This is a genomic window from Microbacterium sp. NPDC090281 (genome assembly GCF_044769635.1).
In the GTDB taxonomy this organism is placed as follows: Bacteria; Actinomycetota; Actinomycetes; order Actinomycetales; family Microbacteriaceae; genus Microbacterium.
Genome location: NZ_JBIVYH010000001.1, coordinates 2,365,754 through 2,380,048, shown reverse-complemented (window position 1 = coordinate 2,380,048; position 14,295 = coordinate 2,365,754). Strand labels below are relative to the sequence as shown.

Genomic DNA, 14,295 nt, shown 5'->3' with positions numbered 1-14,295 from the left:
CGAGATGGACATGGATACCGCCTCTTTCGAGAACCTCGTGATCGACGAGCTCGACCAACTGCCCGACGACATGGTCGAGGGCTTGGAGAACGTGGTCTTCGTCGTGGAGGACCGCCCGGAGGACGGCAGTCTCGATCTACTCGGCCTGTACGACGGTCTGGCGCTCACAGAGCGGACCCAGTACGGGATGGGCGAGCTCCCTGACCGGATCGTCGTCTATCGCGAGCCTCATCTGGCGCAGTGTGATTCCGAAGACGAGCTCCGCGACGAGATCCACACGACTCTGGTGCACGAGATCGCGCATTTCTACGGTATCGACGATGAGCAGCTGCACGAGATGGGGTGGGCATGACGATCCCGGCCGCCGTTCCGGACGTCGATGAGGTCACCGACCTCAGCGCAGCTCCGCTCGAGCCCTGGCAGGTCGTCGTGTGGAACGATCCCGTCAACCTCATGAGCTACGTGGTCCGCATCTTCCGTACCTACTTCGGCTATTCCGTCGATCACGCCACCGCGTTGATGCTCGCCGTGCATCATGACGGACACGCTATCGTGTCCACCGGTCCGCGCGAGACCATGGAAGTCCACGCGCAGGCGATGCACGGCTTCGGCCTGTGGGCGACCGTCAGGAAGGCTCCGCTGTGACCTCGGAGCGGATCGTCATCCCGATCACGGTGATCGAAGGACTCCATCTCGCTCAGCTCGTGGACGACTTCGTCGAGCTCATCGACACGTCGCGGGATACCACAGACCCCGCCATCGACCGATTGACGCCCACTCCGTATCCGGATGATCCCGAGTCCGCGGCGGACTTCGCGGACAGCACGCGGGAGGATCTTCTCGACAGGCGACTCATCGAGGCTCGACGTGTGCGCGCGGCATTCGGTGAGTTCGGCGGCGGAGTCGACGCACTCGATGAAGCAGACCCCCTCGCGACCAGAGAGATCGTCGTCCCCACGCATGAGATCGACTTCTGGCTGAGAACTCTCACCGCGATCCGCCTCGTGATCGCCACTCGACTCGGGATCACCTCAGACGAGCAGGCCGGGGAGGACGGTCGTCACGATGTGTACGACTGGCTCGGGTATCGCTTGGAGCTTCTCATCCAGGCGGCTGACGAGGCCGAAGCCGGATGAGCTCCTAGGGCACCTCGACGATGCGGGTTGCGAGCGTCCGAGGATCGTCGCGTTCGATGTGAAGACGCTCCTGCGCAGCCCACCTGTCCCAGTGCGGGCGATAGGTGTCACCATCACGCGCGAGAGCGCGCGCCTTGCGAGCAGGCTCCGCTGACTCCACCCAGATCCGAATGTCGGCGAGCCCGGCCGTCGACGCCCGGAGGATGCCGCTGCCCTCGACGATCACGCCCAGGGCAGGATCGACAGCGTGACTCTCAGCCTCGGTCTGGCGTTCCCAGTCCCAGCGGCGCCAGGTGCCGAGATAGCCGCGACCGTGCGGACGAAGGATCCAGTCGAGAGCACGCTCCACGCCGTCGTCGAGTCCATCCCAGCCGGGGTAGAGCGAGTCGAGTGCAATGAGCTGTACATGCCCGCTGACCGGCCAGCGCCGGACGAGTCGGGCGGCGAGCGACGACTTTCCGGCGCCGCTGCCGCCGTCGATCAGGACGACAGGGTTACCCGCGGACACGGCTCGAACATCTTGCTCGATCAGGGTCGCGGCGTGCTCCAGAGCAGTCGCGACAGGATCGTCACTTCTTGAGTGCACGGATGATGCGGGTGATTGCTCGTCCGGCCACCCAGACGAACGGTACTGCGACAACCAGCAGCGTGACGATGTTCGGCTCGAAGCGCAGGCCCTCCTCACGACGCACGTAAACGCCGACGGGGACAGACACACCGCCGCCGCCACCGCCCTCGGCACCGTCGCCGCTACCGCCGCCGAAGCCCGAGTAGGTGAAGGCGACCGGGGTGATGCTCACACCATCGACGTCTTGCGGCTCTCCGTATGCGCTCTTCACGCCGAAGGACGCAGCTTGCTTTCCGAGTTCCAGTGCAATGTTCGGCATAACCCCACGGTAGTCGAGGAACACCGAGCGTGTGCGATCATTCCACGCCGTGGGCCTTGGGATGCTGCGCGGCGCCCCTGCCCTCTCCGCGGCCGATGTGCCGCGCGCGGGAGATCGTGGCGATGCCGAACCGTGCGACGGCGTCGTCGACCGCGCCCTCGACCTTGCGCCAGCCCTCGTCGTCATCCCACAAGCCCAGTCCGCCGCCGCCGGCAGGTCGCAGATTCTCGGCCCGCACGCCGACCAACCGCACAGGATCGCGCCGGTCTATCTGCTCGAAAAGTGCCTGTGCCGCCTCGCCGATGCGCTGCCCGACGGCCGTGGGCTCGCCCAGCGTCTGGGACCTGTTAAGCGTGCGGAAATCATCGAAGCGAATTTTGATGGCCACCGTGGAGGTCTCCCAGTTCGCGCGCCGGAGTCTGGCAGCGACGCGGTCGGAGAGGCGCAGAAGCTCGGCTCGGAGAAACGGTCGGTCGAGGATGTCCTGGTCGAAGGTCTCCTCGTGACCGATGCTCTTCTCCACACGCTCGGTGTCGACGGCGCGGGCGTCTTCCCCGAGTGCGAGCTGCCTGATCCGCCCGGCCAGGGCGGGGCCGACGGCACGTTCGAGCATCTCGCGCGGAGCATCCCGCACGTCCTGTATCGTGCGTATGCCACGGGCCTCCAGAGCCTCAGCTGCCTTCGGTCCGACTCCCCACATCGCACGGACAGGTCGGGGTGCGAGGAAGCCGAGCGTATCGGCCCCTGCGACGACGAGCATCCCGTCCGGCTTCGCGATGGTGGAGGCCATCTTGGCGACGTGCTTCGTCGCGGCGACACCGACGCTGCACGTGATGCCGACCTCGTCGAGGACCCGTTCGCGGATCAGCTCTGCGATGCGAGCCGGACTCCCCCACAAACGCCGTACGCCCTGCACATCGAGGAATGCCTCATCGACCGAGAGCGGCTCGACCAGAGGCGTGAACGACTCGAAGATCGCCATCACCTGTCGCGAGACCTCCTGATAACGGTCGAAGCGCGGGAGCACGATGCGCGCTGAAGGGCACAGCCGCAACGCCTGCGACACCGGCATCGCCGCTCGCACACCGTACCGACGTGCCTCGTATGAGGCGCTGGAGACGACAGAACGACCGTCGGGTGCGCCGATGATGAGCGGGAGCCCGCGGAGTGACGGATCGTCGAGTACCGCGACGGCGGCGTAGAACGCATCCATATCGACGTGGAGGATGCGCGTTCCGGTGTCATCGGCATCTGCGGACGAGACGATTCGTCCTCTGCCGTCACCGTGTCCCATGACACCATTCTGCCCCGGGCCTCGGACACGAGACCCGGGGTGGCACGCTACTGGGCAGCGCGCTCGAGAATGAGCTCACGGACACGAGCGGCGTCGGCCTGACCCTTCATCGCCTTCATGACCGCACCGATGACGGCCCCGGCCGCCTGCACCTTGCCGTCCTTGATCTTGGCCATCACGTCCGGCTGCGCGGCGAGAGCCTCATCGATCGCAGCGATCAGCGCGCCATCGTCCGACACCACGGCGAGGCCGCGGGCGTCGACGACCTCTTCAGGCGTGCCCTCGCCGGCGATGACGCCTTCGAGTACCTGGCGAGCAAGCTTGTCGGTCAGAGTTCCGGCGTCGACGAGCCGCTGAAGAGCCGCGACGTTCTCCGGGCTGATGAGCTCGGTGGGGTCCTTCTCCTGCACGTTCGCGGTGCGGGTGATCTCGCCTGTCCACCACTTTCGTGCGGTGGCCGCAGTTGCACCGGCGGCGATCGTCGCCTCGACGACCTCGAGCAGACCGCCGTTGCGGACGTCCTGGAACTCCAGGTCAGTGAAGCCCCACTCCGTCATCAAGCGACGGCGACGCGCGACCGGCTGCTCGGGAAGAGCCGCGCGCAGTTCTTCGATCAGCTCGGCGGCGGGCTCCACGGGCAGCAGATCGGGCTCGGGGAAGTAGCGGTAGTCATCTGCATCCGACTTCGGACGACCGGGCGACGTCGTTCCGGTGTCCTCGTGCCAGTGCCGCGTCTCCTGTGTGATCGTGCCCCCGTCGGCGAGAATCTGCGCCTGGCGCTGGATCTCGTACTTCACGGCTCGCTCGACGGAGCGCATGGAGTTCACGTTCTTCGTCTCGGTGCGGGTGCCGAGCTTCTCCGTGCCTCGCGGGCGCAGCGAGACGTTCGCGTCGCAGCGCAGGTTTCCACGCTCCAGACGGGCCTCGGAGATGCCGAGACCGCGGACGATGTCGCGGATCGCCTGCACATAGGCCTTGGCGACCTCCGGTGCGCGGTGCTCGGTGCCGTAGATGATGTTCGTCACGATCTCGACCAGCGGCACGCCCGCACGGTTGTAGTCCACGAGGGAGTACTCGGCACCCTGGATGCGTCCGGTCGCTCCCCCCATGTGGGTGAGCTTGCCGGCGTCTTCCTCCATATGGGCCCGCTCGATCGGGATCGTGATGATCGTGCCGTCTTCGAGTTCGACCTCGACCGATCCCTCGTACGCGATCGGCTCGTCGAACTGCGAGATCTGATAGTTCTTGCCGAGGTCCGGGTAGAAGTAGTTCTTGCGGGCGAACCTGCTCGACTCCGCGATCGAGCAGCCGAGGGCGAGACCCAGGCTGATCGACGAGCGGATCGCGGTCTCGTTCACGACCGGCAGCGACCCGGGAAGACCGAGGTCGACGGGTGCGATGAGCGTGTTCGGTTCGGCCGCGTGATACAGCTCGTTGGCCGGGTTCGGCGCATCGGAGAACATCTTCGTGTTCGTGTTGAGCTCGACGTGCACCTCGAATCCGAGAACCGGCTCGAACAGCTCGAGCGCCTTGTCGAAGTCCATGAGCTTGGCGGTGGCCATCAGCGCTTCCCTCCTGCGAGCTGCGGTGCGTGGGTGAGCAGCGGCGCACCCCACGAGTCGACGAGCAGCGTCTCGAGCGCGGCGCCGACCTTGTAGAGACGTGCATCCTCCCGCGCCGGGGCGATGAACTGGATGCCCACGGGAAGCCCATCGTCGTCCGCGAGACCGCTCGGGATCGAGATTCCCGGGACTCCCGCGAGGTTCACCGGGATCGTGGTGATGTCGTTGAGGTACATCTGCAGCGGGTCGTCGATCTTCTCGCCGAGCTTGAAGGCGGTGGTGGGCGCCGAGGGCGTCGCGATGACATCGACCTCGGCGAACGCGTTCGCGAAGTCCTGCTGGATGAGTGTGCGGACCTTCTGCGCGCTCCCGTAGTAAGCGTCGTAGTAGCCGGCGGACAGTGCGTACGTGCCGAGGATGATGCGGCGCTTGACCTCGTCACCGAAGCCGGCGTCGCGGGTCGCGGACATGACGTCCTCGACCGTCGGGTTGCCGTCAGGCGTGACCCGCAGGCCGAAGCGCACGGAGTCGAACTTCGCGAGGTTGCTCGATGCCTCCGCCGGGAGGATCAGGTAGTACGCGGCGACGCCGTATTCGAAGTGCGGAGCGCCGATCTCGACGATCTCGGCGCCCTGCGCCTCCATGAGTGCGAGCGCGCTGCGGAACGAGGCTGCGACGCCGGGCTGGAACCCGCTGTCGGGCAGTTCGCGAATCACGCCGACCTTGAGACCCTTGAGCACGTCTCCGCGCGCACCTTCTCGAGCTGCTTCGGCGAACGAGGGCCACTCATCGCGCAGCGAGGTCGAGTCCTTCGGATCATGTCCGCCGATCGCGTCATGCAGCAGCCCGGAGTCGAGGACCGTCCGCGAGACCGGACCGACCTGGTCGAGGCTGGAGGCGAGGGCGATCGCACCGTAGCGGCTCACGCCGCCGTACGTCGGTTTGACGCCGACCGTGCCTGTGACGTGGGCGGGCTGGCGGATCGAGCCGCCGGTGTCGGAGCCGAGCGCCAGCGGAGCCTCGAAAGCTGCGACGGCCGCAGCCGAGCCACCGCCGGAGCCACCGGGGATGCGGTCGAGGTCCCAGGGGTTGTGCGTGGGACCGTACGCCGAGTGCTCGGTGGAGGACCCCATGGCGAATTCGTCCATGTTCGTCTTGCCGAGAGGGATCAGTCCGGCGGCGCGAGAGCGCGCGACGACAGTGGCGTCGTACGGCGAGCGGTATCCCTCGAGGATGCGCGAACCGCTGGTCGTCGGCTGGTCGGTCGTGACGAGCACGTCCTTGATCGCGAGCGGCACGCCCGCGAGCGGGCCGAGGGCCTCGCCGGCAGCGCGACGGGCGTCGATGGCCGCTGCGGCCTCGAGCGCGCCCTCGTTGACGTGGAGGAACGCGTGGACGTCGCCGTCCACGGCGGCGATGCGGTCGAGGTGCGCCTGCGTCGCCTCGACGCTCGACACCTCACGAGAGGCGAGCTTCGCGGCGAGATCCGCCGCGTCCAGCCGGATGATGTCGCTCACTGCTCTTCTCCCAGGATCGCGGTGACGCGGAAGCGGCCATCGGCGGCATCCGGGGCGTTCTGAAGCACCTGCTCGTGCGTGAGCGTCTCGCCGACCACGTCGGGTCGGAAGACGTTGCTCAACGGAATCGGGTGACTCGTCGCTACGACGTCGTCGGTGGCGACCTCCGACACCTTCGCGATGTTGTCGACGATGGCGTCGAGCTGGCCCGTGAGCCTCGACACCTCGTCGTCGTTCAGCTGGATGCGTGCGAGCACACCGAGGTGGCGCACGAGTTCAGGGGTGATTTCAGACACTCCCCCAGTCTAGTTGGCGCGCTCCGAACTCCCATGCCCCGAGAGCTGCTCCACCTATGCTGGGCGGGTGAGCACGTTCCAGCCCCCTCGCCCGTGGATCGCCAGCTATGCAGCCGGAGTCCCGGATGACCTCCCTCCCGTCGAGGGATCCCTGGTCGACATCGTGGCCGCTTCGGCACGCGACTATCCGGATGCCCCCGCCCTTCAGTTCTTCGGTCGCGAGACGACCTACTCGGAGCTGCAGGCAGCGATCGACCGAGCGGCTACGGGCCTGCGGGATCTCGGTGTCCGCGCCGGTGATCCGGTCGCGATCGTGCTGCCGAACTGCCCGCAGCACATCGTGGCTTTCTACGCGGTTCTCCGGCTCGGCGCGGTCGTGGTCGAGCACAACCCGCTGTACACGCCGCGCGAGCTGCGCAAGCAGTTCGAAGACCACGGCGCGAAGCATGCGATCGTCTGGAACAAGGTCGTCTCCACAGTGCAGGAGTTCCCAGCGGATCTGGCCGTGAGGAACCTCGTCTCCGTCGATGTGACGCGCGCCATGCCGTTCGTCACGCGCCTCGCCCTGCGACTCCCCGTCGCGAAGGCACGCGAATCCCGTGCTGCCCTCACCGAGAAGGTGCGCGGGACTGTCGCATGGGATTCCCTGCTCGGCTCCGTCCCCCTTCCGGCGTCGCACCCCCAGCCGGGGACCGACGATCTCGCGATCATCCAGTACACCTCCGGCACGACGGGAACCCCCAAGGGCGCGGCCCTCACCCACCGCAATCTGCTGGCCAACGCCGCGCAGTCCCAGGCGTGGGTTCCGTCGATCCAGCGGGGCAAGGGTTGTGTCGTGTATGCGGTGCTGCCGATGTTCCACGCCTATGGGCTCACCCTCTGTCTCACCTTCGCGATGTCGATGGGCGCGCGGCTCGTGCTGTTCCCCAAGTTCGATCCCGACCTCGTGCTCGATGTCGTGAAGAAGCACCCCGCCACCTTCCTCCCGCTCGTCCCGCCGATCGCCGATCGTCTGCTCGCCGCAGCGAAGGCGAAGGGCGTGTCGCTCGACGGCATCGAGGTCGCGATCTCCGGCGCCATGGCTCTCCCGCACGAACTCGTCGTGCCTTTCGAGAAAGCCACGAACGGGTACCTCGTCGAAGGCTACGGTCTGAGCGAGTGCTCACCCGTCCTGATGGCGAACCCCGTCGCTGACAACCGCGTGCCCGGCACCGTGGGTCTCCCCCTACCGGGGACCGAGTGCCGTGTAGTCGATCCTGAGAACCCGGGCCAAGACGTGCCGGCAGGTTCCGCCGGCGAACTCGTGGTCCGTGGTCCGCAGGTCTTCGCGGGCTACTACGGCAAGCCGGAGGAGACCGAGGCCGTCTTCGTCGACGGCTGGTACCGCACCGGCGATATCGTCACGATCGACGACGCCGGTTTCGTGCGCATCGTGGATCGCATCAAGGAACTCATCATCACCGGCGGATTCAACGTCGCACCCACCGAAGTCGAGAACGCTCTGCGGCAGCATCCGCAGGTCGTCGATGCCGCCGTCGTGGGACTACCGAGTGAACACTCCGGCGAAGAGGTCGTCGCTGCGATCGTGGTCGATGCCGGAACCGATGTCGACGTCGAAGCCATCCGCGAGTTCGCCCGCAGCATCCTGACTCCCTACAAGGTTCCCCGCCGCATTTTCGTCGTCGATGAACTCCCCACGTCGTTGATCGGCAAGGTGCTCCGACGCCAGGTGAAAGAGAAGCTGCTGGCTCTCAACACCGGGGCGTAGGCCGCCCTCACAGGCGCCGAGCGTCGCCGCGCGCTACCCTTGGGAAGTGACCCCTGAAGATGCAGTGCTGACCGACGCCCCCGAGGACTCTCCCGCGACCCCCGGATTCGAGGAGCTCGGCATCACCGGGCCCGTCCTCAAAGCCATCAAGGACCTCGGCTACGAGACCCCGTCGCCCATCCAGGCGGCCACCATCCCCACACTTCTGTCCGGCCGCGATGTGGTCGGACAGGCGCAGACCGGTACCGGCAAGACCGCCGCGTTCGCGCTCCCTGTGCTCGAGCGCCTCGACGTCTCGCAGAAGACCCCGCAGGCACTCGTGCTCGCACCCACCCGGGAGCTTGCGCTCCAGGTGTGCGAGGCATTCGAGTCCTACGCCTCCAAGATGAAGGGCGTTCACGTCCTGCCCGTCTACGGCGGTCAGGGCTATGGCGTGCAGCTGTCCGCGCTGCGCCGCGGCGTGCACGTGATCGTCGGAACACCCGGTCGCATCATGGACCACCTCGCCAAGGGCACCCTCGACCTCTCGCAGCTGCAGTACCTCGTGCTGGATGAGGCAGACGAGATGCTGAAGATGGGCTTCGCGGAAGACGTGGAGCAGATCCTCGCGCAGACGCCGGAAGAGAAGCAGGTCGCCCTGTTCTCCGCGACCATGCCGCCGCAGATCCGCCGCCTCGCGCAGAAGTACCTGCGCGACCCGGAAGAGATCAGCATCAAGTCGAAGACGGCAACGGGGACGAACATCACCCAGCGCTATCTCGTCGTGTCGTACGCGCAGAAGGTCGACGCGCTCACCCGCATCCTCGAGGTCGAGAACTTCGACGGGATGATCGTCTTCGTCCGCACCAAGAACGAGACCGAGACGCTCGCTGAGAAGCTGCGTGCTCGTGGATACTCCGCATCCGCCATCAACGGCGACGTGCCGCAGGTTCAGCGTGAGCGCAGCGTCAACCAGCTCAAGGACGGCAAGCTCGACATCCTCGTCGCGACCGATGTCGCCGCCCGCGGTCTCGACGTCGAGCGCATCAGCCACGTCATCAACTTCGACATCCCGACCGACACCGAGTCCTATGTGCACCGCATCGGCCGCACCGGTCGTGCGGGGCGCACAGGAGACGCGATCAGCTTCATCACCCCGCGCGAGCGCTACCTGCTCAAGCACATCGAGAAGGCGACGCGACAGCAGCCTGCCCAGATGCAGCTGCCCAGCACAGAAGATGTCAACACGACGCGTCTGAACCGATTCGACGACGCGATCACCACCGCACTGTCGGAGACCGGCCGTATCGAGGCGTTCCGCGACATCGTCGCGCACTACGTCCGCCATCATGACGTGCCTGAGGGCGATGTGGCAGCGGCCCTCGCCGTCGTCGCACAGGGCGACAAGCCACTGCTCCTCGACCCGGCCAACGATCCCCTGACCAAGGCGGTCGAGGCCGACAACCGTCCCCCTCGTGAGCGCAGCGCGGGGGGACGTGAGGCACGCGAGCCGCGTACCGAGCGCCGAGGGCGTGGTGACTACACCGCGTACCGTATCGAGGTCGGTCGGCGTCACAAGGTCGAGCCGCGTCAGATCGTCGGTGCTCTCGCGAACGAGGGCGGTCTGGGCCGTGACGACTTCGGAGCGATCAACATCCGCCCCGACTTCTCAACCGTCGAGCTGCCTTCCAACCTCAACCCCGCAGTGCTCGACAAGCTCCGCGACACCCGTATCTCGGGGCGCCTCATCGAGATCAAGCCCGATCGCGGCCCTGGTGCCCGACGCACCGCCCCGCGTGACGGCGAGCGATACGAGCGCCGGGACAGCGACGAGCGTCCCGCGCGCGACAGCCGTGAAGAGAAGCCGTTCCGCAAGCCGCGCCACAAGAGCTGACGCCGACTCGCGCGCGGATCGGGCTATCTCGTTCCGCGCGCGAGTTGCGCTGCCACGTCGATCAGAGGCTCCGGATGCGCGAGTAGTGCGCGCTGTTCGGGGTGGGCGATCAGATGGGCGATCAGGCGATGGGCGCCTACGAGTGTCGGCGCCCAGTACCCTCCGACATGGTGACGGCTCAGGGGCACGGTGCGGAGTTTCCCACCGACGGTGAGCGTCACCGAACCGTCGTCGGGATCGACGCCGGGGTCGCTCAGCATCGCGGCTGTCAGCGCACCGAGAAGGACGGTGCTGACGAGACCGGGGAGACGGAACTTCGTCGTCGGCACATCGAGCGTGATCGCTTCCACGTCGGTCCATGCGACGATGCCGCGGTTCTCGATCCCTTCACGGATGATCACGGCTTCGCGCGTCAGACGCAGATGGTTCCGACCGGGATCTCCGACGGCCAATGCCTCCGCGACGACGATCAGCGGCCCGTAGCGCCTCACGAGCCTTCCGGCGTCGGCGGCAGCGCGTCCGGGCCCTCGGTCACGAGAATGTGGAACTGCGCGGCATCGAGCACGCGCACGCCGAGTTCTTCGGCCTTGGCGAGTTTGGAGCCTGCTCCGGGGCCGGCGGCGACGAAATCGGTCTTCTTCGAGACGCTCGACGCCGCCTTGCCGCCCGCGTTGATGATGGCCTCCTGCGCGCCATCTCGGGTGTACCCGTCGAGGGAACCTGTCGCGACGACCGTGAGTCCTTCGAGCACGCCGCCTGCAGCCACCGCTGCTCCGGGTCCCGGGTGACCGGGAGTCGACCACTGCACCCCCGCATCATCCCACTGGCGCACGATCTCCTGATGCCAGTCCACCTCGAACCAGGCGAGCAGCGAATCGGCGATGATGCCGCCGACGCCTTCGACAGCGGCGAGTTCGTCGCGGGACGCCGTTCGGATCGCTTCGAGGGAGCCGAACCACTGCGCCAGTGCCCGTGCGGCGACGGGTCCGACATGCCGGATGTTCAGCGATACGAGCAGGCGCCAGAGGTCTTTCGTCTTCGCCTTCTCGAGTTCGGCCAGCAGGGTGAGCGCCTGCGACGACGGCTGAGGACCGTCGAGCCCGGACTTCTTCTCGGTAGCGGTGGCATTGCGCCGGAAGGGAGCGCGTGTCTTGACGATCCCGTCCTCATCCTCCTTGGGAAGCCCCGTCTCAGCGTCACGGACGAACAGCTCGATGGGCACGAGTTGCTCGAGTGTGAGAGCGAACAGACCGGCTTCGGTCTCCAACGGGGGTACAGCAGGCGAAGTCGGCTGTGTCAGGGCCGCCGCCGTGACCTCACCCAGCGCCTCGACGTCGAGCGCGCCCCTGGAACCGATATGCTCGACGCGTCCGCGGACCTGCGCCGGGCACGATCGGGCATTCGGGCACCGCAGGTCGATGTCGCCCTCTTTCATCGCACGCAGTGGTGTGCCGCATTCCGGGCACCCGACCGGCATCACGAACTCTCGCTCGCTGCCGTCACGCTTCTCGACAACCGGACCGAGGACTTCCGGGATCACGTCGCCGGCCTTTCGCAGCACGACGGTGTCTCCGATCAGCACGCCCTTGGCCTTCACCACATCCTTGTTGTGCAGGGTCGCCTGGCGGACGACGGAACCTGCGACGTGTGCGGGTGCCATGACCGCGAACGGTGTCGCGCGACCGGTGCGGCCGACCGACACGACGATGTCGAGAAGCTTGGTCTGAACCTCTTCCGGCGGGTACTTGTAAGCGATCGCCCAGCGCGGAGCACGGCTCGTCGCACCGAGCTCGTCGTGGAGCTCGAGCTCGTCGACCTTGACGACGATGCCGTCGAGCTCGTGCTCGATGTCGTGGCGGTGCTCGCCGAAGTACTCCACGAACTCCACGACCTCGTCGACCGTGCTGCACACCTTCGTGTGTGGACTCGTGGGCAGGCCCCACTCCGAGAGCAAGTCGTACACCTCGCTCTGCGCCGCGACGGGAGGGTTGGTCCACGCTCCGATGCCGTGCACGTAGAGGGCGAGCGACTCGATCCGCAGGAGTCCGGCTTCGAGCTCGAGCCCGTTCTTCTTGTCTATCTGCTGACGGAGTCCCCCACTCGCCGCGTTGCGAGGGTTCGCGAACGACGGGAAACGTCGGGCGGCAGCGGTCTGCGCCTTCTCCTCGTCGAAGGGCTTCTTCGCCCCTCCACGCGACTCCCAGCGAGAGAGGGCATCGGCGTAGGCGCGGTCGCGGAAAGCCGCCTGGGCTGCGTTGAGCCGCTCGAACGCTGCCACCGGAATGAAGACCTCACCACGCACCTCGACGATCTCGGGGTGCCCCTCCCCGCTCAGCCGATAGGGGATCTCGGGGAGGCGCAGCGCGTTCTCGGTGACGATCTCGCCCACACGGCCATCGCCCCTGGTCGCTGCCGACGTCAGGATGCCGTTCTCGTAGCGGAGGTTGATCGCGAGTCCGTCGATCTTCAACTCGGTGAGCCAGGCGACGTCTCGTCCCGCTGCCGCCTTCGTCTTCGCTGCCCACTCACGCAGCTCCTCGAGCGAGAAGACGTTGTCGAGGCTGAGCATGCGCTCTGCGTGCTCGATCGTCGCGAGCCCGGTCACCTCGGCGGCTCCGACCATCTGCGTCGGCGAGTCCTGTCCCTGCAGCTCGGGGTGCAGCCGCTCGATTTCTTCGAGCCGGTGCATCCAGCCGTCATAGGTGAAATCGTCGACGACCGAGGAGTCGCGACCGTAGTAGGCCTCTTTCGCCTCGAGAATGCGAGTGGTCAGCTCGTCGGCTTCGGTTCGGGCGTCTTCCAGCGAGATGTTCTCCGGCACCCCGCCAGTCTACGAGCGGGCACCGACACCGGAAGTGCCTACGCGCCGACGGGAACCGCAGACACCGTGGTGTCGATCGTGAGTTGGCCGAGCACTCGCGTTCCGAGGTAGAGCACGGCGGTCTGTCCCGGTGCGACGCCGTCGAGCGGCACCTCTGGGGTGACGCGGACCCCGTCGTCCGAGACAACGGCGTGCGCGGCGACCGGCTCGGAGTGAGCGCGGATCTGCACGTGACACTCGAACGACGAGTCCCTCGGTGCAGCTCCCGCCCAGCTGAACCGCGCACCCGCGATCTCCGCGATCGCGAGCGCCTCCTTCGGTCCGACGACGACAGTGTTCGATACCGGGCGAACCTCGAGCACGAATCGGGGCTTGCCGTCCGACGCGGGCACACCGAGCTTGAGGCCACGCCGCTGCCCGACCGTGAAAGCGTGGGCGCCCTCGTGCGAGCCGACGACGTCACCGCTGCGGTCGACGATCTCTCCCGTGGCCGTGCCGACCTTCTCTGCGAGCCACCCTCGCGTGTCACCGTCCGGGATGAAGCAGATGTCGTGGCTGTCCGGCTTCTGTGCGACGCTGAGGCCGCGTGCTTCAGCCTCAGCGCGGACGATGGCCTTCGACGGCGTCGTTCCGAGCGGGAAGTACGTGTGTGCGAGCTGCTCGGCGGTGAGCACGCCCAGGACGTACGACTGGTCTTTGGCGTTGTCGGACGCACGATGCAGTTCGAGGCCGTCGGCGCCTTCGACGAGAGTGGCGTAGTGCCCCGTGCACACGGCGTCGAATCCGAGCTCGATTGCCCTCTCCAGCAGAGCCGCGAACTTGATCTTCTCGTTGCAGCGCATGCAGGGGTTCGGTGTGCGCCCCGCCTGGTACTCGGAGATGAAGTCTTCGATGACATCGTCGCGGAAGCGCTCCGAGAAGTCCCAGACATAGAACGGGATGCCCAGCATGTCAGAGGCACGGCGGGCATCGAGTGCGTCTTCGATCGTGCAGCAACCGCGACTGCCGGTACGCAGGGTTCCTCCGGCTCGGGAGAGCGCCAGATGCACTCCGACCACGTCATGTCCCGCCTCCACGGCCCTGGCAGCCGCGACGGCGGAATCGACACCACCGCTCATCGCCGCAAGGATCCGCATGAGAC

At 66.8% G+C, this 14,295-nt stretch carries 14 protein-coding genes; 5 read left to right on the top strand and 9 right to left on the bottom strand.

Annotated features, from left to right (window positions below):
* Positions 1–4: 4 nt before the first annotated feature.
* From ACIQTX_RS11385 to ACIQTX_RS11375, 3 genes are read left to right on the top strand one after another with little or no spacing between them, the layout of a single operon-like run.
* Entirely contained in the window at positions 5–352 is a 348-nt protein-coding gene (locus ACIQTX_RS11385) for a metallopeptidase family protein (protein ID WP_402972186.1), read from the top strand.
* The gene (gene clpS, locus ACIQTX_RS11380) at positions 349–645 is read left to right on the top strand and encodes an ATP-dependent Clp protease adapter ClpS (protein ID WP_402972184.1); all 297 of its coding nucleotides are present in this window, start codon (positions 349–351) and stop codon (positions 643–645) included. Before ACIQTX_RS11385 ends, clpS begins: the two co-directional genes overlap by 4 nt.
* The gene (locus ACIQTX_RS11375) at positions 642–1,136 is read left to right on the top strand and encodes a DUF2017 family protein (RefSeq protein WP_402972182.1); all 495 of its coding nucleotides are present in this window, start codon (positions 642–644) and stop codon (positions 1,134–1,136) included. The genes clpS and ACIQTX_RS11375 overlap by 4 nt, the downstream gene beginning before the upstream one ends.
* Before the next feature lie 4 nt (positions 1,137–1,140).
* Here ACIQTX_RS11375 and ACIQTX_RS11370 read toward each other — a convergent pair whose 3' ends face one another.
* The 6 genes from ACIQTX_RS11370 to gatC form a co-directional block, all read right to left on the bottom strand.
* Positions 1,141–1,644: a hypothetical protein gene (locus ACIQTX_RS11370; protein WP_402972180.1), complete on the bottom strand. Its 504-nt coding sequence runs from the start codon at positions 1,642–1,644 to the stop codon at positions 1,141–1,143.
* Positions 1,645–1,705: 61 nt separating this feature from the next.
* The gene (locus ACIQTX_RS11365) at positions 1,706–2,023 is read right to left on the bottom strand and encodes a hypothetical protein (protein WP_028501943.1); all 318 of its coding nucleotides are present in this window, start codon (positions 2,021–2,023) and stop codon (positions 1,706–1,708) included.
* A gap of 37 nt (positions 2,024–2,060) precedes the next feature.
* Positions 2,061–3,317 (bottom strand): DNA polymerase IV, encoded by a 1,257-nt coding sequence (gene dinB / locus ACIQTX_RS11360; RefSeq protein WP_402972177.1) that lies wholly within the window; start codon positions 3,315–3,317, stop codon positions 2,061–2,063.
* Between the two features lie 47 nt (positions 3,318–3,364).
* A complete protein-coding gene (gatB, locus tag ACIQTX_RS11355; protein ID WP_402972175.1) occupies positions 3,365–4,879 on the bottom strand; it encodes an Asp-tRNA(Asn)/Glu-tRNA(Gln) amidotransferase subunit GatB in 1,515 nt (504 codons plus the stop codon).
* Complete coding sequence (gatA, locus tag ACIQTX_RS11350; protein ID WP_402972173.1) at positions 4,879–6,396, bottom strand: Asp-tRNA(Asn)/Glu-tRNA(Gln) amidotransferase subunit GatA; 1,518 nt, start codon at positions 6,394–6,396, stop codon at positions 4,879–4,881. Before gatA ends, gatB begins: the two co-directional genes overlap by 1 nt.
* Positions 6,393–6,692, bottom strand: coding sequence for an Asp-tRNA(Asn)/Glu-tRNA(Gln) amidotransferase subunit GatC (gene gatC, locus ACIQTX_RS11345; protein WP_028501947.1), 300 nt, complete (start codon positions 6,690–6,692; stop codon positions 6,393–6,395). Before gatC ends, gatA begins: the two co-directional genes overlap by 4 nt.
* 67 nt (positions 6,693–6,759) lie before the next feature.
* Here gatC and ACIQTX_RS11340 point away from each other — a divergent pair, with 67 nt between their 5' ends.
* Together ACIQTX_RS11340 and ACIQTX_RS11335 are read left to right on the top strand one after the other, a co-directional pair.
* A complete protein-coding gene (locus ACIQTX_RS11340) occupies positions 6,760–8,460 on the top strand; it encodes a long-chain-fatty-acid--CoA ligase (protein WP_402972171.1) in 1,701 nt (566 codons plus the stop codon).
* A 46-nt stretch (positions 8,461–8,506) separates the two neighbouring features.
* Complete coding sequence (locus ACIQTX_RS11335) at positions 8,507–10,333, top strand: DEAD/DEAH box helicase (protein WP_402972169.1); 1,827 nt, start codon at positions 8,507–8,509, stop codon at positions 10,331–10,333.
* 23 nt (positions 10,334–10,356) lie between these two features.
* Here the strand turns inward: ACIQTX_RS11335 and ACIQTX_RS11330 are convergent, their stop codons facing one another.
* The 3 genes from ACIQTX_RS11330 to mnmA are packed head-to-tail and all read right to left on the bottom strand — an operon-like array spanning position 10,357 to position 14,290.
* Positions 10,357–10,824, bottom strand: coding sequence for a hypothetical protein (locus tag ACIQTX_RS11330; RefSeq protein WP_402972167.1), 468 nt, complete (start codon positions 10,822–10,824; stop codon positions 10,357–10,359).
* Entirely contained in the window at positions 10,821–13,154 is a 2,334-nt protein-coding gene (ligA, locus tag ACIQTX_RS11325) for an NAD-dependent DNA ligase LigA (protein ID WP_402972165.1), read from the bottom strand. Before ligA ends, ACIQTX_RS11330 begins: the two co-directional genes overlap by 4 nt.
* Positions 13,155–13,192: 38 nt before the next feature.
* Complete coding sequence (gene mnmA, locus ACIQTX_RS11320) at positions 13,193–14,290, bottom strand: tRNA 2-thiouridine(34) synthase MnmA (RefSeq protein ID WP_402972163.1); 1,098 nt, start codon at positions 14,288–14,290, stop codon at positions 13,193–13,195.
* Positions 14,291–14,295 lie beyond the last annotated feature (5 nt).